The 18937-nt window shown below is 49.0% G+C and carries 16 protein-coding genes and 1 pseudogene; 16 read left to right on the top strand and 1 reads right to left on the bottom strand.

Annotation, left to right across the window (positions count from 1 at the left end; translation table 11 throughout):
• Positions 1-57 precede the first annotated feature (57 nt).
• The 16 genes and pseudogenes from EQM14_RS04755 (at position 58) to EQM14_RS04825 (ending at position 18071) form a co-directional block, all read left to right on the top strand.
• Positions 58-876 (top strand): hypothetical protein, encoded by an 819-nt coding sequence (locus tag EQM14_RS04755; RefSeq protein WP_128741874.1) that lies wholly within the window; start codon positions 58-60, stop codon positions 874-876.
• A 14-nt stretch (positions 877-890) separates the two neighbouring features.
• Positions 891-1199, top strand: a complete 309-nt coding sequence (locus EQM14_RS04760; RefSeq protein WP_128741875.1) for a hypothetical protein — start codon at positions 891-893, stop codon at positions 1197-1199.
• A gap of 49 nt (positions 1200-1248) precedes the next feature.
• The gene (locus EQM14_RS04765; RefSeq protein WP_128741876.1) at positions 1249-1638 is read left to right on the top strand and encodes a hypothetical protein; all 390 of its coding nucleotides are present in this window, start codon (positions 1249-1251) and stop codon (positions 1636-1638) included.
• Positions 1639-1743: 105 nt separating this feature from the next.
• Positions 1744-2247 carry a hypothetical protein gene (locus tag EQM14_RS04770; RefSeq protein ID WP_128741877.1) on the top strand — a complete coding sequence of 168 codons (504 nt, stop codon included), beginning with the start codon at positions 1744-1746 and terminating at the stop codon, positions 2245-2247.
• 80 nt (positions 2248-2327) lie between these two features.
• Entirely contained in the window at positions 2328-4070 is a 1743-nt protein-coding gene (locus tag EQM14_RS04775) for a hypothetical protein (RefSeq protein WP_128741878.1), read from the top strand.
• 2443 nt (positions 4071-6513) lie between these two features.
• Positions 6514-6807 (top strand): annotated as a pseudogene (locus EQM14_RS16950) (helicase-related protein); the annotation flags it as partial.
• A gap of 674 nt (positions 6808-7481) precedes the next feature.
• On the top strand, positions 7482-9377 hold the full coding sequence (locus EQM14_RS16625; RefSeq protein ID WP_442861475.1) for a VirB4-like conjugal transfer ATPase, CD1110 family: 1896 nt from the start codon (positions 7482-7484) through the stop codon (positions 9375-9377).
• Between the two features lie 613 nt (positions 9378-9990).
• On the top strand, positions 9991-11142 hold the full coding sequence (locus EQM14_RS16870) for a C40 family peptidase (RefSeq protein WP_330546239.1): 1152 nt from the start codon (positions 9991-9993) through the stop codon (positions 11140-11142).
• Positions 11143-11231: 89 nt separating this feature from the next.
• The gene (locus tag EQM14_RS04790) at positions 11232-11534 is read left to right on the top strand and encodes a hypothetical protein (protein ID WP_128741881.1); all 303 of its coding nucleotides are present in this window, start codon (positions 11232-11234) and stop codon (positions 11532-11534) included.
• Complete coding sequence (locus tag EQM14_RS04795; RefSeq protein ID WP_128741882.1) at positions 11527-13002, top strand: hypothetical protein; 1476 nt, start codon at positions 11527-11529, stop codon at positions 13000-13002. Before EQM14_RS04790 ends, EQM14_RS04795 begins: the two co-directional genes overlap by 8 nt.
• Entirely contained in the window at positions 13002-13508 is a 507-nt protein-coding gene (locus EQM14_RS04800; RefSeq protein WP_128741883.1) for a hypothetical protein, read from the top strand. Before EQM14_RS04795 ends, EQM14_RS04800 begins: the two co-directional genes overlap by 1 nt.
• A 45-nt stretch (positions 13509-13553) precedes the next feature.
• On the top strand, positions 13554-14579 hold the full coding sequence (locus EQM14_RS04805; protein WP_128741884.1) for a hypothetical protein: 1026 nt from the start codon (positions 13554-13556) through the stop codon (positions 14577-14579).
• Between the two features lie 42 nt (positions 14580-14621).
• Positions 14622-15893 (top strand): toprim domain-containing protein, encoded by a 1272-nt coding sequence (locus EQM14_RS04810; protein WP_128741885.1) that lies wholly within the window; start codon positions 14622-14624, stop codon positions 15891-15893.
• A 78-nt stretch (positions 15894-15971) separates the two neighbouring features.
• On the top strand, positions 15972-16211 hold the full coding sequence (locus tag EQM14_RS04815) for a hypothetical protein (protein WP_128741886.1): 240 nt from the start codon (positions 15972-15974) through the stop codon (positions 16209-16211).
• An 81-nt stretch (positions 16212-16292) separates the two neighbouring features.
• Complete coding sequence (locus EQM14_RS04820) at positions 16293-17318, top strand: helix-turn-helix domain-containing protein (protein ID WP_128741887.1); 1026 nt, start codon at positions 16293-16295, stop codon at positions 17316-17318.
• 90 nt (positions 17319-17408) lie between these two features.
• Positions 17409-18071 carry a hypothetical protein gene (locus EQM14_RS04825; protein WP_128741888.1) on the top strand — a complete coding sequence of 221 codons (663 nt, stop codon included), beginning with the start codon at positions 17409-17411 and terminating at the stop codon, positions 18069-18071.
• A gap of 36 nt (positions 18072-18107) precedes the next feature.
• Here the strand turns inward: EQM14_RS04825 and cptIN are convergent, their stop codons facing one another.
• Complete coding sequence (gene cptIN / locus EQM14_RS04830) at positions 18108-18701, bottom strand: type III toxin-antitoxin system CptIN family toxin (protein ID WP_128741889.1); 594 nt, start codon at positions 18699-18701, stop codon at positions 18108-18110.
• Positions 18702-18937 lie beyond the last annotated feature (236 nt).

The following is an 18937-nucleotide window of genomic DNA, read 5'->3' on the forward strand; positions in this document are numbered from 1 at the left end:
AGCTATCCTTTAGGGACGGCTTTTATTATGCCTCAAATAAAAAAGGAGCTGAAAAGCATGAAAAAACTTACCATGTCAAGAGCACGCCAACTGATTGAACGGGAGTTAGGAATTAAAGCAAAAGAGCTTACTACTCCGGAGAGCATGAACAGGAACCCGGAGTTTCCCTGGTATGAGTTGCACGCCGGCAGTCAAACAATCACGGTCAGCACTTCCGGTTACGGCTCTAACACAAAAGGCAGCGAATTAATCAATCTTTCCGTTACTCATGACAACAGCCTGTCTTATATTAGCGAATACTTTTACACTGACACGCTGGAGTACTGCGATGAATACACCCAAAAGAGAAAATATGAAGTCCTCTGCGAAAAAATGGGGATCTCCGACAATGACCCGAAATACAAACGTTTAGGTGCTGAAGCATCCGATGCCATATTTCGCCATTATCATCAGCCGAAGCAACATTCCCAGTATAAGCCTCTAGCTTTAACCGCCGGTACTCTGCTGCATATAAATAATAATGCAGCAATATATAACACATACTCCAAGTTTTTCGATTTCAATCCTCACTTTCAGGCATTTGCTTCTCAATTCGTATCTGGTGAATTACCTCCAAGAGGAACAACCTTCAAATATGTTGGTTACGGGAAACATGAAAAGACGTCTGATGCGATCTTTGTTCTTCAAGATATAAAAACAGGCCATGTGTATCTTTATAATGCGGCGGGCTGCGAAAAAGATATAATCATTCTCAATGACGCGGAAACGCATAGTAACAGCACTGATTTAAAGAGCCGATTAAAAGAGGCCAGCAGGGACACAGACGGAAAGTCTGATCATGGATACCGAAAACACCACTCTGATTTAATGTTGTAGGAGGGTCTACAATTATGGAAAAGGAAGAATTTCAGAAAGCGTTTGTTCTTGCCTGCCGTTTTCTTTCTGATACAATCGGCTGCCCCAAAATCTATACCGAAGAAGAGGATATTCAGGGCTGTACTTCCGATGGCGAGAATTGCGAGAAAGAAGATCAATGGGAATGCTGGCAACATTATTTTTTGGAGCGCGTATCCACAGAGGAGGTTTGCCGGATCTGCGGCTGCACTCAGGACAATGCCTGTCCTGGTGGCTGCTGGTGGATCAAAGAGGACCTGTGCAGCTCCTGTTATGAAAAATTGAAATCACAATCAGCTTCTTGATTTATTTGTCATGGAAGATTATAATGAAATGCACACGGGAGGTATGGACATGGGAAACGAAGAAATGCTCGCTGCGATTAAGAAAATGTTTGTTGAAGAGCGCGCGATTACAGATACCAAGCTGGAGGCTATGCAGAAAGCTACGGATTCCAAGCTGGAGTCCATGCAAGCAGATACGGACAGCAAGTTTGAGGCTATGCAGAAAGCCACAGACGCGAAGATCGAGGCCGCTCAGAAAGAAACCATCCAGCAAATTAAGGCCCTCTTGGAAAACGGAGTCGAAAAGCAGATCCAGCTTTTGGCGGAAGGTCATGCGCAGATCCTTGCCCGGCTGCCCGATGCAGAAGAGCAGGGAGAAATCAAAGCCCGCGTCACTACGCTGGAACATGTCGTTTCCGATCATACACGGCAGATTAACGAACTACGTCAGGCCCAATAAGGCTTAAATACATACACCATCAGGGCAGTCGGATATCCCGGCTGCTTTTTTGATGCCATTGACAAACTTTTCCAAAAGAGTTATTTTATGAATGGAGGGAATCTTATGAAAAATTTATCGCCTAAAGTAAAAAGGGCTGTTATGTTCGTAGGCATTGGCCTGGTATGTGTCGGTTGCCTGTCTTTGGTCATGATTCACGCCAATGCCGGGGAAGAGACAGAATCAGCGTCCAGTGAATCCAGCGCGGAAATCATCCTCGGAACGCCGAATCCGGTTTCCATTCCAGAGATCAGTTCGGAAGCCGGAACCGGTTCCGCTTTTGCGCCGTCTTCCGGTGCTCAGGCCAGCGCGCCGCTGACGACCGTCTCAAAGCCGACGTCCACGCCGTCGAAACCGGCGCCGCCCGCAAGCTCGGCTCTAACCGATAAAAGCAAAAAGCCGACCTACTCCAGCAAGCCGACCGCTTCAAAAAGCACCACCACAAAGCAAAAATCAGCTGCTGGATATAGCGACCCTGTGTTCGGGAACCAGGTTGGAACCGGAGGGCAAGCAATCAGCGTACCTGATTACGGCGGCGATATTCACAAGCAGGTCGGAACTATGGATTAATTTTCAGAAGGTAATTGAATATTTTCGGAACACAGTTTGTTGAAAAACAGGCTGTGTTTTTTATGTTTAGGGGGACAGATATGAAACGGTTAATCGCTATGATTCTTTTTGTTTTCACCGTTGCGTTCAGCGTGAACATCATTGCTTATGCAGGCGACGGGGAAGGAAATATGAGTGGCGGGGGAGGCGGAATGGGAAGTGGTTCCGCTCAGAATATCTGGCACAATGGTGACGACGGCGTCAGAGTCACCGTTGTGCGGGCAAGCGATAACAAGCCGGTAACGACGCCGATTGATCTGACAAACAAAAACGAAAGCAATGTCGTTCGGTCATTCAAGAAGAAATGCAAACTACAATATAAAAACGGGGCATCCCTTGAGGGGAATCTGTCAACTTATACTTACATTAATCCAAGTCAATCGCTTCCGACGGTTATTACGGGGAACAGCAGCAATAACATAGCGGCAATCAAGGCCTACTTTTGCGCTGAATGGGCTGCAAAACAGATTGCTGGATGGACTGGCATTTCATACGACAAATTGACTGACGGGACCTACAAGCTCCTTTTGGAGCCTCTCGCTTACTTCACGTTCGAAGGTTTTAAAATGGCCATGACGGCAACTGAGGCGGCGAAATACGATCAAATGTTGAGCGGCGGGCTACGGTCAAAGATGGTGTCCCTTTCGCATCAAAATCTGCCGCTCTCCATGTTCCTGCAAACGGCGGATATGGGATATCCCGCCTATTCCGGTTCGACCAGCAAGCCTCAGTCTGATTCGACGATCATTAAGCAGCTCGGCCTGGGCATTGTCAAGTTCAAGGACGATGGTTCCGATCCGATTCCCCCCGCCAGTTCCACGGCAACCTATCGCACGGATACGGACGTGATCACTTCCGTCACGCTCAGCACGGATGACGAAATTGATCCCGATCATACTGCTAAGGTTACATTCCATATCAGCGGCGGCAGTTTCACCATGTCCAACGTTGTTATTCCTGAAGGGGAAAGTCAACTGGTGTGGTGCAAGTGGCATACGCCGTCCACGCCGCAGACGGTGAGCATTTCCGTGTCGGCCTCAAAAGGATCTCTCGATGTTGACAGCATCACGGCCAATATTGTATCGGTTGACGGCCATGAGCCGCCCGATCCGACAGCCAGCGACCGCAACGACACCTTCTCAACCCCGACCGTTCCTTCCCCTGCAGCGACTACATCCAACACATGGGGAGTGTGGTCCGGCTATTGGGTCCCCAATTGGGTATGGCATGAAGACTGGCATTGGGTTTCCGATTCCAGCTCACCGAACGGGGGCCACTGGAAGGACAAAGGGAAATGGGTCGATGAAGGCTCCTGGCATTACGATTTTACGTCCTATCACGCGAAGCTCTCGGCCAGCATGTCGCTGATGCCCAGCTCACATGATTGGAGCGCCAAAGGGAAAGAAATGAAATCCGGATACGGAGTGACCGTCAGCGTTACCAGCGTCAACGGTTCCAACGCGCCCCTGTCCCATGTCACCGCGCCGCAGACGGGCCTGGCTTACTTCCCGGAGTTCGACTATAAAACGTACTGGCGGCACCTGGACTGTACAATTTCCGGTACATCGGCATCATTGGAATTTGCAAAAAATAAATACTCGACCTATGAAGATCGAGTACAGTTTACACCGCTTTGGTTCCCTGACGGGACGTACACTGTTTACACCTTCCTGGAGGACGCATGGACTCCGGCCGGGATGCTTTCAGAGAATCTGACGGACTATGTAAAGATCAATGGAAACGTTTATCAGGATTGGCATATCGGGCCGAAGCTGGTGGAGTAAGAATATGGTGACAATGTTCAATCAGCAAGCGGTACTAAACCCTATACTGATAGCTTTTCTATTTGCACCAGCCTATAGTTTGTTTTCCTGTTTTTACAGACAAACATTTCAAATCATCTTTTTACTATTACAAATTTCTATTTGGGCGATCTATTGGATCACATTATATCTGGAATTCGGTTGGTTGTCTTGTGCAAGCCTTCTAATTGCAATCATTATAAAGTCAATTGCAATACGAATCATTCACAGGCTTAATTTGTCTGTAGGCGAACGATATATATTTATCTCAAGTAGTATGTTGATTGGATGGACAAGCGAGGCCCTGGCTGCTTCTTTGTCGGAAAAGGGCTGCGTCGATCTAGGATATATGGCGTCCCTGCTGGGCGGATCTGAGCGGATCGAATCCATCAAAACCGATTTGCAGGGAGTCATTTTCAAAGACCCGGAGGCCGGGACAGACCCGTTTTTCGGCTGGAAGCCTGCGGATGAATACTTGTCCGGCAATGTCCGGAAAAAACTCGATGCCGCACGGGAAGCCGCAAAACAGAATCCGGCCTACGCCGGAAACGTTGCAGCGCTGGAAAAAGTCCAGCCGAAGGAGCTGACCGCGACGGAGATCAGCGCCCGCCTCGGCGCGAACTGGATTAAGCCGGAATACATTGACCAATTCCTGTACGAGACCTTCGACACGCCGATTTCTTTACAGAATGAAAAAGGAATCCGGACGCAGTATTCCCCGGTTTCGGGCGTCTGGAACATCAGCGGAAAAGGCTTGGACAGCGCAAATAATGTTCAGGTCTACACCACATACGGAACAGGCCGGGCCAACGCTTATCGGATTCTGGAGGATACGCTAAATTCCAGGACGGTTCAAATTTATGACATCAAAACCGATTTGGACGGAAAAGAGCATCGTGTGCCCAATGTGGAGGAAACGGAGAATGCCCAGCAAAAACAGGAGGCGATCAAGGAAGCTTTCCAGAACTGGATCTGGAAAGATCAGGCTCGGCGGCAGGACCTCTGCCGGACCTATAATATCAGGTTCAACTCCAACAGACCGCGGGAGTACGACGGCAGCCATTTGACTTTCCCCGGCATGAATCCGGAAATCAAGCTGAAGCCCCACCAGCTCAACGCCGTCGCGCGGGGATTGTACGGAAAAAATGCGCTGTTGGCCCACTGTGTCGGTGCTGGAAAGACCTATGAAATGATCGCGATTGCGATGAAATCCAAGCAGATCGGCCTGTGTCAGAAAAGCATTCTCGACGTGCCGAACCACCTCACGGAACAGTGGGGCGGCGATTTCCTGCGGCTTTATCCCGGCGCGAAAATCCTTGTTTCGACCAAAGCGGATTTTGAGCCGGCAAACCGTAAAAAATTCTGCGCCCGGATTGCGACCGGTGATTATGACGCGGTCATCATCGGATTTTCTCAGTTTGAGAAAATCCCGGTATCCAGAGAGCGCCAGATCATGATGATTCAGACACAAATGAATGACATTGAGTTCGGCATCGAACAAGCGAAAGAGGACAACGGCGAAAATTTCACGATCAAACAGATGGAAAAGACCAAAAAATCACTGGAGGCCCGTTTGGAACGGCTGAACGACGACAGCCGGAAGGATGATGTTGTCACATTCGAGGAACTCGGCGTCGACCGGCTGTTTGTGGATGAGGCGGACAACTACAAAAACCTGTTTCTCTACACAAAAATGCGGAATGTGGCCGGCGTCGGCCAGACGGAAGCTCAGAAGTCCAGCGACATGTTTATGAAGTGCCAGTATATGGACGAGCTGACGGACGGGCGCGGCATCACGTTCGCCACCGGGACGCCTGTTTCCAACAGTATGACGGAATTGTATACGATGATGCGCTATCTGCAATACAGAATGCTTCAGGAAACAAGTCTACTGTTCTTTGACAGTTGGGCGTCTACTTTCGGGGAAGTCGTCACAACAAACGAGCTGGCCCCGGAAGGCACCTCATTCCACAGCAAAACGCGGTTCGCGCGGTTTTTCAATTTGCCGGAGCTGCTTAGTCTCTGGAAGGAAGCCGCGGACATTCAAACCGCCGACATGCTTAAGCTTCCCGTGCCGGAAGTGGAATACGTCAACGTAGTCACACAGCCATCGGAATTCCAACGGGAGGCGGTACAAGACTTTGGCGAAAGGGCTGAAGCCGTCCGAAACCGGGAAGTTGACCCTTGGGTGGACAACATGCTCAAAATTACGAGCGACGGGAGAAAGCTGGCGCTGGACCAACGGCTGATGAATCCCCTGCTGCCCGATGATCCGGACAGCAAGGTCAATACGTGTGTAAATAACATCCTGTCTGTTTGGCGCGAGTCCGCTCCGGTGAAAGGAACGCAGCTGGTATTCTGCGATCTCTCCACTCCAAAAGGGACACAGGAAATTCAAATGGAGGTGGTCGACGGCATCGCACAAATGCTACCAAATCAATTTGACGATCTCGCGTTTACCGACGTTTACAACGACATCCACGCAAAACTGATCCGGCAGGGCGTTCCGAAACCGGAAATCGAATTTATCCACAACGCCAAGACGGAAATCCAAAAGATGGAATTATTTACAAAAGTGCGGAGTGGTCAGGTCCGCGTTCTGCTCGGCTCGACCGCAAAAATGGGGGCCGGGACAAACGTACAGGACTGGCTTATTGCGGAACATCATTTAGACTGTCCCTGGAAGCCGCGCGACATTGAGCAGCGCGAGGGACGCATCCTGCGGCAGGGAAACAACAACCCAAAGGTAAAGATTTTCAGGTACATTACTAAAAACACATTTGATTCATATAACTGGCAGATCATCCAGAATAAGCAGAACTTCATCAGCCAAATCATGACCAGCAAGTCACCGGCGCGCAGCTGCGAGGATATTGACGATACCGTCCTCACTTACGCCGAGGTTAAGGCCCTCGCTACCGGCGACCCCCGCATCAAGGAAAAAATGGATCTCGACATTCAGGTAACAAAACTTAAAATGCAGAAGTCCGGATTTCTGTCCCAGCATTATGCGCTGGAGGACAGGTTGACAACCTTTTATCCGGAGGCAATCCAGGAAAAAACGACGCTGATCTCCGCGCTGGAGGCCGACCGGAAATTCCTTCAGGAGCATCCGTTACCGGATGCGGAGCATTTTTCCATCACCGTCCGGGGAATGGGCTATACCGATAAAAAGGAGGCCGGAACGGCGCTGATCAAGGAGTGCGGAAAGCTCAGCTGCAAAAACGACAAAGCCGAAATTGGCGAATACTGCGGATATTCTATACAGATCCGGTATGATTGGCTGAACAATAAATTCCATGCCATTCTCAAGCGTCAAGCGAATCATATGGCGGAGTTGAGTCAGGATCCAATTGGTACGAAAGAGCGCGGAAACGTCTCGGACGGATCGGTGTGGAAAAGATGGCCATGCTGCATAAGATCGGCTCCGGAACCCGGACGCTGGATAAGCTGCAACGTCTATCGCTGCTCCGTGAAATCTATCGTCCGGACGATACCTCTGAAATCAGCTATGAAAAAATGGCTGAAAGCGGAATTTGCGATAAAGATCTGATTGCGCCGTTCTCAATGGATACCAGCCATGACGATTATATTAAGCTGGGCGACTATTATACACAAACGCTGTTCCTGACCGACCTGCCCGAAGAAATGTCCGATACGCTGATCAAAGAGATCACGACCATAGATAAGAGACTGCTGCTGACAATCAACATCGCTCCGCAGAATCCGCGGGAAGCCATAAAGAATGTGATTGCCCGCCTGAAAAGCCTGGATCGTGAGGAAGAGGACAGCCTGGAGCGTCAGGTCAAGCAGGGGATTCAGCATCCCAAAGCTCCCCGCGAGCTGAAACAAACCATTGAAAAGACAGATCAGTTTCAAAAGGATCTTCAGGCGCGGGATGAAAAAATGTTTCTGTTCAATGGCCTGATTTTAGTCAGCGCAAAATCTCTGGAGGAAATGGATGCCATTGTCGACGCCATCGACGACAAGGTTTCAAAAGCCGGCTGCACGATCAGGCCGTTTACGTTTGCCCAGGAGGAAGGGTTGAATTCCGTAGTCCCGCTTGGAAGAAACGACACCTTTGTGAAACGGATCAACACAACGACCGGGCTGGCAGCTTTTATCCCATTCAACGTAGTGGAAATCGTTCAGCGCGGAGGACTGTGCTACGGTCGGAATAAACTTTCCCACAACGTCATTTTCATGGACCGGAAAAGCCATATCAATGCCCATGGTTTCTATTTCGGCGCTTCCGGATCCGGCAAAACGATGGGCGCGGAGCTTGAGATCTGGGAATGTTTTTTCCGGACCCACGACGATATGATTATCATCGACCCGGAGGGCGGCTTTACTAAATTGGTCGAACTTCTCGGCGGTCAGGTCATTGAGGTGTCGAACGCAGCGAAAACCCGGTTTAATCCTTTCGATATCAATGAGTACTATGGAGGCGACGAAGAACCCAATCCGATCCCGTTCAAATCCGATTTCATTATTTCCCTGATCGAGGTCATCATGAATTACCGGGAAGGAATTGACCCGACCGCCCGTTCCGTGATCGACCACTGCGTTCGCGAAGCGTATCGGGAATATGTGAAAAAACCCTGTGAGAAAAACATCCCGACATTCCGCGATTTTTACAACATTCTCAGAAATCGTCCGGAACAGGTTGCAAGATACCTCGCAAGCGGACTCGAAATCTATGTGGAAGGGAGCCTTAACATTTTTGCTGGGAAATCCAACGTCGATATCAGGAACCGCTTGATCTGTTTCAACACTAAAAATCTAGGCAAACAGCTCCAGGTCATGGGGATGTCCATTATTCAGGATTTTTGCTGGAACCTGATCTCGAAAAATCAGGCGTTGCACAAGTACACATGGCTCTGGAACGACGAGGTTCACCTTTCCCTGCGGAATGAACAAACCGCAGAGTGGCTCACAAACAGCTGGAAGCGCGGCAGAAAATACGGACTGATCGCGACGGGCATGACACAGGAGATTCGCGATGCCGCCCGCAGTTCAGGCGGACAGGCCATGATTGCAAACTCCGAATTCATCATGCTTTTCCGGCAGAAGAAAACGGAGATCGATTCCATTTCTCAGCTGATGGGACTTTCCGAGCAACAGATCAGCGACCTTCAGCTCTGTGATTCCGGCGTTGGACTGTTCAAGGCGGGAAACAGCATCGTGGAGTTTGACAACCGGTTCGATGAAAAACTAAAACTGTTTGATTATATCAGGTCGGACCTGAAAGGAAAGAATAAAGATCCGGGTGATGCTGTTGCTGGATAAGGAAGTAATTCAGTTTACCCGGAACGGCGTGGTAAAAAGGAATCTTGCGACCGGACAGTCGCGTCTGGTTGCTCCCAACGAACGCGCCAAGGAACGGCATCTTTCCCTTCATCGGGAGGGAAGATACCGGCCTCTTCCTGAAAAGCTGAATCTGCATGAGGAAACCGACAGGGCCGCGGCCGTACCAAGGAACGTAAATGACGGCCGTCCGCCCGGTAAAACCGAGAGAAAAGAAAATCGGCCGTTAAAGGTAAGGAGTATCCGGAAGGCCAGTCCCACTGAGCAAAATTCTGATTGGACCGACCAGGAATTCGTTTTTCAGCCATCCGAGGTTAACCATTCCGGCCACCGCCCTAATCGCTCGCGCCCTCGTTTTGCATACGGCCGTGAAGACGCCCGTTCCGGTTCCGGTTCTTCTTCCTATTCATGGGAACGGAGAAACATCAGCTGCGAGGCTGGGCGTTTTTCGAAAGGACCTGTCAAATTCAGAGCCAAAAAGCAGTTGTTTCATTTTCCCGGAAGCCGTCTGGCGAACGGGGATGCGCGAAAAGATGATAATCCTGCCGCCCAGCCGGTGAAAGCTGGATTCTGGCTTATCTGGCATCGTGAAGGAATGAAGAAAAAAGTGCTCTCTTTTGCCCGGGACCGTCTTTTAAAAAAGCTCGACGAGGAAGATGATAACCTGGGAACTCAGGCGGTCAGAGGCAGCGTCAAGACCACCTGGCGAGTCCGGTCCGGTATCGAAAACGCGAAAAAAGTCAAAACGATTCTAAGTAAGCCAGCAGTTTCCAGAAGCCTTTTATTAATCATCGGTATTTTTATCGGAATGCTTTTTCTCTCCATACTGATTGGAGGAATTGCCGAAAGTCTGATGGGCAGCACGACGGAGCATCCGGAGCTGACAGCCTATGTCCGGCAACTCGACGATCAATTCACCGAGCAGATTGAAAACCTGCGGAAAAACTATGAAAACAAAAATGATTATGACGTCACCATTCAGGGCAGCGACGAGATCAACACAGACCCGAACGCTTTAGCTATTCTCACGACCGGCAACTGGACAGACATTGAGCTGACTGAGGAAAACAAGAAAAAGCTGAAGGACTGTTATGATGTTCTCAATACATACAAAGAAACAAAAACCGATGAAAAGGTCAAGAGAAGATCCGACACAGGCGAGGAATCCACTGATATCAAACATCATATCACGATCACCATCATTACCTCTTCCGCAAAGGATAAGATAGATGATTTCGGATTTACGGATGCTCAGAGGAAAGACGTTTTGGATCAGCTGGAGCTTCTGGAGCAGATTAGTGGACTCGGAATTAACGATCTTGTCAATCCGGGCGCTGACGGCGAACCGGGTCAGGCGTTCGATGATCCCCAGGTTCAGGCACTATTTACGGAGGCCAATCAGTATCTTGGTTACCCTTACGTTTGGGGAGGTTCCACTCCGGCCACTTCCTTTGACTGCTCCGGCTTCGTCTGCTGGGTATTCACACATTCTCGTGTACACAGCCTTTCCCGGACAACGGCGCAGGGCCTCTTTGACGAATGCACGCCTGTATCCTCTTTGGAGGCAAAGCCGGGGGACTTGGTCTTCTTCACGAAAACTTACCCAACCTCAAGTACGGTTACCCATGTCGGGATTTATGCCGGAAACAATCGGATGATCCACTGCGGCGATCCGATCCAGTACACAACACTGGACAAATCGTATTGGCAGGAGCATTTCTATTCTTTCGGAAGACTATCGGGTTAAAGATTCCGCTATGGTTATGAAGGGCGGTCAATAAAATCAAACGATCGGAGGGAAGGTGTTTTACCTTCCTTTTTGTTTGGAGGAATTTCATGAGTGAACGAACGGAAACATTGAAGCGGTCTTTAAAACGGGATGAACAAAAGGTCATAAAATTGCAGGAGGGAATAAAATTCAAAAAGGAAAAGCTCCGCGATCTGGAAAATACGGAGATCCTGAGCAGCCTCAATTCACTATCCGCGCGGGGGTTTCCAATCAGCGAAATTATCGACGCAATCGGAGACCGGGATACCGACGCCCTGACGCGTCTGATGGCAGAAAACGAATTATCGGAGAAAGAAAGCGGAACGGGTTCCGCTTCTCAAATAATAAAGGAGGCCACAAGAAATGAATAATCTATTGGACATGCTGGCAGAAGCCGGCTATGAGGTCAACAGTATCGGAAACGATGTACTGCCCTGCACGTTAAGAATGGGAGATGAGCCGATTGGATTCCTTTTGGAAGATCTTTCGATCAGGCTTCTTCCGGAGCAGGAAAAAGAACGGGAAAGACTTCAGCCGGTCATCGAATTTGCGGCGGAGAACCAGGGCCTTGAGCAAGACCAGGGAGAATACAAGCTATCCCAATACCGGAACGTCATTCTGACTGCGTCGTTCGACTATGACAGTTGCCGGCCCGTGTATAACATCTATTCGGAAGGTCAGGACAAGGAATGGACCTTATTAAGCTCTTCTGAAGTAAAATCCGAGGCCACACAGGATTTTGCCGCGCGTTCCGGCCTGGTTTCCAATGAAATCCCCGTTTTGACATTCCAATTGACCCACATGCATCAGTTTATGAAAGCAGTCCAGGAAAAAGGCTATCAGTTCCGCGAGAATCGGAGGGAAGCCCACCGCAGTTACGATATTACGGACCGGAACGGCAATGTGGTGGGTTATATCGGGAAGGACAAAAAAGTTTCAATCGTCTCGGATGACAAGCGGATAAAGCGATCTCTGTCCGGCGCCTATTTTGACACGAATCCAGACAACAGAAATTTATTGCCCGGCTTTTTCGAAAAATTAAAGGAGGGGCTAAAGGGAATTGGAATGGCCTTGAAAGTGGTTTTTACGCCAAAGGGACGCCACTATGCCATTCATAACCGGCGTGACCAGGAAATTGCAACAGTCAACGAAAAGCACAGGGTTTTTTACAACAAGTACGCATCCGCGGAGGAGAGGGCCAGGATTGATGAGATGGTGGAAGAATTGAACTCGGCGCTCGGATTCAATGAGCAGCCGGATTTAAAACAACAAAAAGAACCCATTTCAGAGGCGAAAACGTCTGAGGTCCCCAAGCATTCCTTTACCGAGGAAGAAGTCAGTCATGTTGCCGACGAGGTTCTGAATGATCCGGCGATGGCCGAAATGTTTTTTCAAAAGGTCCTGTCAAATCCTGATTTTGCCGCAAGGATGAATGAAAGAATGACGGAAACCTCCAGAGCTTCAAGGCCGGACAAAGAACCTCCCGCCGCAGAGCAGAAAAAGTCTCCGACCCAAGAAGCGAAAAATCCGGAAAAGGAGAAATCCGTTACGCCAAGGGCAAAATTGAAGAAATATCATTTTGACAAGGATTATAGTCGCCTGCAGACCCTGTCCGGGTTTAACCAGGAAAGATACGATAGCTTAAAAGAAATCATGCTCTTTCGGTATGGCACCATCGATCCGAAAGAATTCCAAGCTATGATGGAAGAGGGCAGATATGACAATGACAGGCCAAGCACGCTGCATGAAAGATTGGATTTCTCCCAGCGCGCCGCAGAGTTCAGCAACAGCCGCGCAGCCGGATCGCGGGAAAAAGCGCAGGAAAAGGAGAGAGCGTAATGTTTCAAAAACTGATCGCCTATCTGAGCGGGCTGGGCTATACGGTGGAGGAGCAGGGAAAGCTGGAGAAGTACCTTGTGGTGTTCCGGAGCGGACGTCCCCTCGGATTAATCTTGTCAGATCTTTCCGTTCGGATGATAGCTGATGCCGAAGGGAAAGAGAACATCGCGGAAATGATCCGGTTTATGAAAAAGAATCAGAGTCTTCCGAACGTCGGCGGCAGCGAATTTCAGATCGCCTGTTATCGCGGAAATCAGCTCACGACTTTTTTTGATCCCAAAACGATGCTGATAAAGTACACGACCTATATTCTCGATCCCAAAACCGGAGAAACAGCCAGCACCATCTATGAATCCCCTGAGACGGCGGCGTTTCGGTTCGTGACGCAAACCGGCTTTGTGGATGTGAAAAGGCTGCTGCCTCAGCGCGAAGGGTGGACCGACCGGATGAGAACCAGGCTGATCCGGTATCTGGTGTCGAAATCAAACAGACCGGCGGAACAGTGATGAGCTGCTCCGCCTCCGCCTTTTTCTACACTGTGGAGGAAAACTATGGATAGAATTCACCCGGATATACCCGCCTTGAAGAACTGTGTTCTTGCTTTCTGCATCAACGCAAAAAAGCAAACCGAGAATGTTCTTATCGGAGAATTACAGGAAATCAGACAAGCAGCCAAAGGTTTAGATCCCGCTTCAACAATCATTGATATAGAAAGACCAATAGGTTCTTTTGTAATTGATTGTTGTCATCAAATAGCTCCTGTTACAATGAATCAATTAAATGATCTGTATAAATCTGATAATCTCTGTTTTAAATTTTTTGCACTGAGAATCTGGCAAGAGTATATGTCTTACCAAGGAAGTGAAAAGCATCCCTGTATTAAGAATCAAGACACAGCTTCAGCGCCGTTTTTAAATGGTTTCATTCAGAATTTGACTCTATTAGTTCATTTGTCGTTGGAAAGTATCATCCAAAAAGGACAAAGTGTGTTGAGCGATTCCCCGTTAGATTATTTCGATAATACGCTTCTGAATGGAAGTGCAAAGCTTTTCTATAACAATAAAAATGGTGTTCAAGAATACATTGTTGCAGATGCTGATTTAATGCCGGTTGTGCTTTATTCTCTAAGGTATCTATACGGCAACCATCAATATTTTCAACGCTGCAAGATTTGTAACAGGCTGTTTTTGGCTCATACCGCCAACATACCAACTTTATGCAGCGATGAATGCAGACGTACGCAACGCCGATTAAATAAAAGAAAGTATGACAGCATCAAAAAAGACATTTGGTATGAGAAAGATTATAAAAACAGCTATATGTATTGGTACAACAAGCTGGGAAAGCTCAAGAAAACAGGCGCAGTGAATTATCAGTCTTTTGAAAAAGCGTTTCACATATTTTGCATGGATGCCAGGGCAAAAAAAAGAGCCGTTAAAAATGGCGGCCTTTCTGCCTTGAGTTTTAATGACTGGATGATCACTCAGAAAACCAAGGCAGATCAATTAGTTTCTCAAATATTAGAAGAACAATCCCGCAGTATCGGATCAAAATCAAATAGACCGGCGGAACAGTGATGAGCTGCTCCGCCTTTTTTATGGAAAAGGGGGAATGCGAAAATGTCCGTCAGCCGAAAAACAGGTGAGATCTATTATACGAAGGAAGAACAGCAATCCGCGCTGCAAAACAATAACGCGCTCCGATACGCTCTCTCAAGGCATTATAAACTTATCAAGAGTAGCAGAAATACATACACCATGAAAGAGCATGATAGCATGGTTTTTACTTTGGACGGCAGGTGGTACTGGAATTCTCAGGGAATTACGGACGCGAGCGGCCATGCTCCCCACGCTCTGGATTTTATCCAGAACTATGAAGGCAAAAGCTACAGAGAGGCCGTCTGCATTCTGGCAGGAACCATCGACCTCCCGGCCCTGGCCGGGCCAGTACAAAACATAAAGCTCCCGCCTCCGGAGGAAAAGCAGGAATTCATCCTTCCGGAGCGCGCCGGCAATTTCCGGAACCTGTTTGCCTACCTGGTCAAAGAACGCGGGATCGATTCGGCACTTGTCAAAGCCATGGTTGAGCGTCACCAGGTCTACCAGGGTATTACATACAACAAGCTGAAGATCGTCGGCTACAGCAGGGACAGGACGGCGCGATATAACTTCAAAGAGAAATTCGAGGATGAATTCGCAAAGATGCCCCGGATCAGGGAAAGTATCAATACCGGCGCGGACGGAGCGCCGTACCACACGGAAAAATGTCTGGATCCGGAAACCGTGCTGAAGCTGCTGGGGACCGGTCAGATTCGGATGTATCAAAACCTTGTTATGGTCGGCTACGACGAAAAAAGGACTGCCCGGTATGCTTCCATGCGGTCGATGAATTCTTCCGGAAAACCCGTGAAAGTGGACGTTGCCGGTTCCAACAAAAGTTATCCCTTTACTCTGGAAGGATCTTCCGGCAGCGATACCGTCTGCGTCTTTGAAAGCCCGATTGAAGCCATGAGTTACCAAACGCTGTGCAAAATCACCGATAGTAATCGAATTTCCTGCCAGATGATCTCCCTTGGCGGTGCCGCGGCCATCCAGGCTCTTGACCGGTATCTCCGGGAGCATCCGAAGATTCGCAGTATCGTGTCCGGACTGAACAACGACAGCAATGCATTCGGGCATGACATCAACGCCGGTCGAAACGGCACGGAGAAAATCATCGAAAAGTACGGTCCTACTTACGCCGTCACTGCGCACACGCCGTTTCTCAACGACTGGAACGACGTTTTGAAGAACTACCGGAAGGAGTTGGAAGGAGAGCCGCCTGAACAGGTTCGGCCGGTCCGCAGCCGCCAGAGCGGCCCGAAAGCAAAACAGATGGGAATGGCAATATGACAGATCTGCAGGCGGCCGGGAGAGACCGCAGCCGCCTGCAGCAATTTTGGAAATCAAAAAAGAAAGGACGTGATCAGAATGGCAAACAAAAAGGGATTTCCCACAACTTTGGACAGCCTGACTTACATCGACTCGGCGGAAGGAATGGCCAGGAGGGTCCTTTCAGACCTCCAGAAAAGCGGCCTGTCCAAAGAAGAACTGGCCGCAGCCTATCAGGTCGGCCTGGAAAGGGGAGGATTTCAGTACCCAAATCTGATCCGTCTGGGGAGCCTATTACAGGAAATCAAGAGTCTTTCGGTATCTGTGAAAGCAAAGTAACCAAACAGAATATTGAATTTGCGGCGCAGGAAAGAGGAAGTTCCCTGTGCCGTTTTTTATAGATTAAGGGAGGAAAACAAGATGGAGCCGTTCTATCTGTGCAGCACCGAGCTTTTTGGCCTGTCCAACTCCACGGCCGTCGTATATAGTTTCCTTTGCAGGGTCAACAATGTTTCTTCTGGCAAAAGTTACTATAAACGTTCCAACATTGCCAAGGCCTGCCATGTCAGCGTTTCCACGGTTGTTCGTGCGCTCCGGACTCTATGTTCCAAAGGCTTGCTGGAAATCAAACGGAATTTCGATCACGGCCGCCAGATCCCCAATGACTACATTATAATCGATAATCCGCAAATGAAATTCTCCCAGGACAAGCCATCGACACAGAAGCCAAAGGATATGAGAACTGATGCAAAAGACTTGAATAACGTTTCGGACCGCCCGCACCTTTTCCCGTGCCGTCTGGATCTCGGCCAGTATCATTTGACCGCAAGGGAAGTCAAAGTCTATTCCTATCTGTCGCTGCGCGCCGGAGAGGACGGGTCGTGTATGCCCTCAAAAAAGGAAATAGCCGCCGACTGCGGGATCAGCATGTCCACTGTCGGCCGCGCGATCAAGGCCCTGAAGGAAAGCGGCCTGATTGAGATCTTGCCGCAGACCCGCCTTGATGTGTTTGGAAACAACGGAACCAGCGTGAATCAGTACGTGCTGAAAAAGCCGGAGCAAGGGAAGCCTTCAGGAATCGGCTCAGATGCAGCCGAGAGCGAAAATCAACAACCCCGTGTTGCGACGGAAGCGCCTGAGAAGCCAGCAGAGGCAGCTAGCGAAGCCTTGCAAGAAGAAATGCCATTTATCCATAAGAGAAAACTGCCTGTACCACACAACCCGATTTTCAGTTCCTTTCGTCTGCCCCCGTTCCAAATTCGCTTTTTTGACTGCCTTGATGACACCCTCCCCCATATCAGCCGCGACACCCCAAGAACTAGGTCCAGAAAGAAGGCTACGGTTAACTTTAGGGAATTAAGACCTTTTACCAGGATAACTCAGTGGTATGATAGAGCAGTCTCAAAACTTGCAGGATGGCTGATTCGACCTGCAAAACTGGAATAGAAAATTCGCGAACGCGCTTGAAAGAATAGAAGACCGGACTTATTTCCTCAAGTTAAAACAGTCCGGAAACTACACGAATGGAGTAACTAAATGGAACACAGCAATACAATCATCGGCCTGCCCGTCCTGATTTCCGCACGATACCGAATTGTGCTGGACCAGGGACTTTGCAGAAAACGCGGCATCCCGGAGAACGGGCCGGTTCTGACGAAGATTGAAAAGGAATCCATTTTTATTTATCCTGATGTTTCGGAAATCCCCGAAACGGAGCGGAAATACGTTACGATCGGCCGGTTTAATTTACCGGCGCTTTGGGCGAAACAGAACCGGGCGAGGATTGGGCGGTATGCGTTCCTGACAGTCACCGAATCCGGTCTTCAAGTGCGGATGCTGCCATCAACGCCGCGGCAGTGCCTGCAAAACCGCGTTTACGGAGTCCCAATCCGGATTTACGCAGGAAATTTTATTTATATTCCAAAGGCGTTCTGGTTTCATTATGGCATTCAGCCGGATGGCGGGAACGTTGTTCGGGAGGAAGCCGACGAACTGCTGCTTTTCCGGAAATTCCGGTCGGAGCTGTTCCCGGATATTTTATCCCGACAAATTCACATGGGAAAGATTCATGTCAGGGCGAAATGGATGAGGAAAAGCAATCTTGCCGTTGGGGATGCCCTCTGGCTTTACGGAACTTCCGAAGGTCCTGTCGCATCCGCTCGGCCTGCTTACGAGAATTTGGGAGACCCGTTGACATAAAATTGGGCATGGAGTCCGCTCCTTTTCCTGTCCAACTTACCGTTCCTTCGAGTCTTCCCTGTCCCGACTTCCCTGCTGCCGGTTAGCGTCCATCGCTTTCTGTTCAGCCGTCCGTAATCTTTCCGTCAAGGTTTTGGCATGCTCTGTTTGATTTTGTAGTTCATCCAACATCAGCTTCTCAATTCTGATGACATTCGGCTGCGTCGGCGTAAATTTTATGCCTAAGCGGAGCAGCCTGATCACTTTCTTTGCCGTTTTCTCCAGCGACTCAATAAGTTTCGGGTCAGCGATGCGTACCGGCTGATTCCCGCGTATGTACGGTTCTACAATATACGCTTTTGTTGTGGGGAACATGTCCTGAAAGAGAAGAACGGTTTTTTTATCCTGAATTTTTACAATCCTGATCGTGTCCGTTGGCTTATGCTGGGATTGTTTATATTCGATAATTTTCTCAAACTTCTCCACTTTTGAACTGCACGGAACGAGCCAGAAAAGATCAATCTCCGTATCATGAAAAGCAAAATAGTGAGGACGTTTGGTCTTTTCGTAATTTATCTTGAGAAAAGGATCGTTGACCTTCCTGAAAAAATCATCCGACACAAAATAGAGATGTCCGGTTTCAATCAGCATAAACTCCCTCCTCAAGAAATCAAGCCTCCTGCGTAGCGGCAGGAGGCTCAAAACTTTTTCACGGCGTATTTATTCTCCGCGTTGCCGGGAGCGGACCACGTTTTCACGGCATATTTATTCTCCGCGTTGCCGGAAGCGGACTACTTATTCAGGCAGTTTTCTGCCTTTCAATAGTATTATACTCTTGGCGCTCGATTATGTCAATAAAAACGGAACCAGTTCCGCTTCTTTCCAAA

This window comes from Caproiciproducens sp. NJN-50, from assembly GCF_004103755.1.
Lineage (GTDB): Bacteria > Bacillota > Clostridia > Oscillospirales > Acutalibacteraceae > Caproicibacter.

Coding starts and splice junctions, on each gene's coding strand:
- EQM14_RS04755 (WP_128741874.1), top strand. CDS start 58: ATGAAAAAACTTACCATGTCAAGAGCACGCCAACTGATTGAACGGGAG.
- EQM14_RS04760 (WP_128741875.1), top strand. CDS start 891: ATGGAAAAGGAAGAATTTCAGAAAGCGTTTGTTCTTGCCTGCCGTTTT.
- EQM14_RS04765 (WP_128741876.1), top strand. CDS start 1,249: ATGGGAAACGAAGAAATGCTCGCTGCGATTAAGAAAATGTTTGTTGAA.
- EQM14_RS04770 (WP_128741877.1), top strand. CDS start 1,744: ATGAAAAATTTATCGCCTAAAGTAAAAAGGGCTGTTATGTTCGTAGGC.
- EQM14_RS04775 (WP_128741878.1), top strand. CDS start 2,328: ATGAAACGGTTAATCGCTATGATTCTTTTTGTTTTCACCGTTGCGTTC.
- EQM14_RS16870 (WP_330546239.1), top strand. CDS start 9,991: ATGAAGAAAAAAGTGCTCTCTTTTGCCCGGGACCGTCTTTTAAAAAAG.
- EQM14_RS04790 (WP_128741881.1), top strand. CDS start 11,232: ATGAGTGAACGAACGGAAACATTGAAGCGGTCTTTAAAACGGGATGAA.
- EQM14_RS04795 (WP_128741882.1), top strand. CDS start 11,527: ATGAATAATCTATTGGACATGCTGGCAGAAGCCGGCTATGAGGTCAAC.
- EQM14_RS04800 (WP_128741883.1), top strand. CDS start 13,002: ATGTTTCAAAAACTGATCGCCTATCTGAGCGGGCTGGGCTATACGGTG.
- EQM14_RS04805 (WP_128741884.1), top strand. CDS start 13,554: ATGGATAGAATTCACCCGGATATACCCGCCTTGAAGAACTGTGTTCTT.
- EQM14_RS04810 (WP_128741885.1), top strand. CDS start 14,622: ATGTCCGTCAGCCGAAAAACAGGTGAGATCTATTATACGAAGGAAGAA.
- EQM14_RS04815 (WP_128741886.1), top strand. CDS start 15,972: ATGGCAAACAAAAAGGGATTTCCCACAACTTTGGACAGCCTGACTTAC.
- EQM14_RS04820 (WP_128741887.1), top strand. CDS start 16,293: ATGGAGCCGTTCTATCTGTGCAGCACCGAGCTTTTTGGCCTGTCCAAC.
- EQM14_RS04825 (WP_128741888.1), top strand. CDS start 17,409: ATGGAACACAGCAATACAATCATCGGCCTGCCCGTCCTGATTTCCGCA.
- cptIN (WP_128741889.1), bottom strand. CDS start 18,701: ATGCTGATTGAAACCGGACATCTCTATTTTGTGTCGGATGATTTTTTC.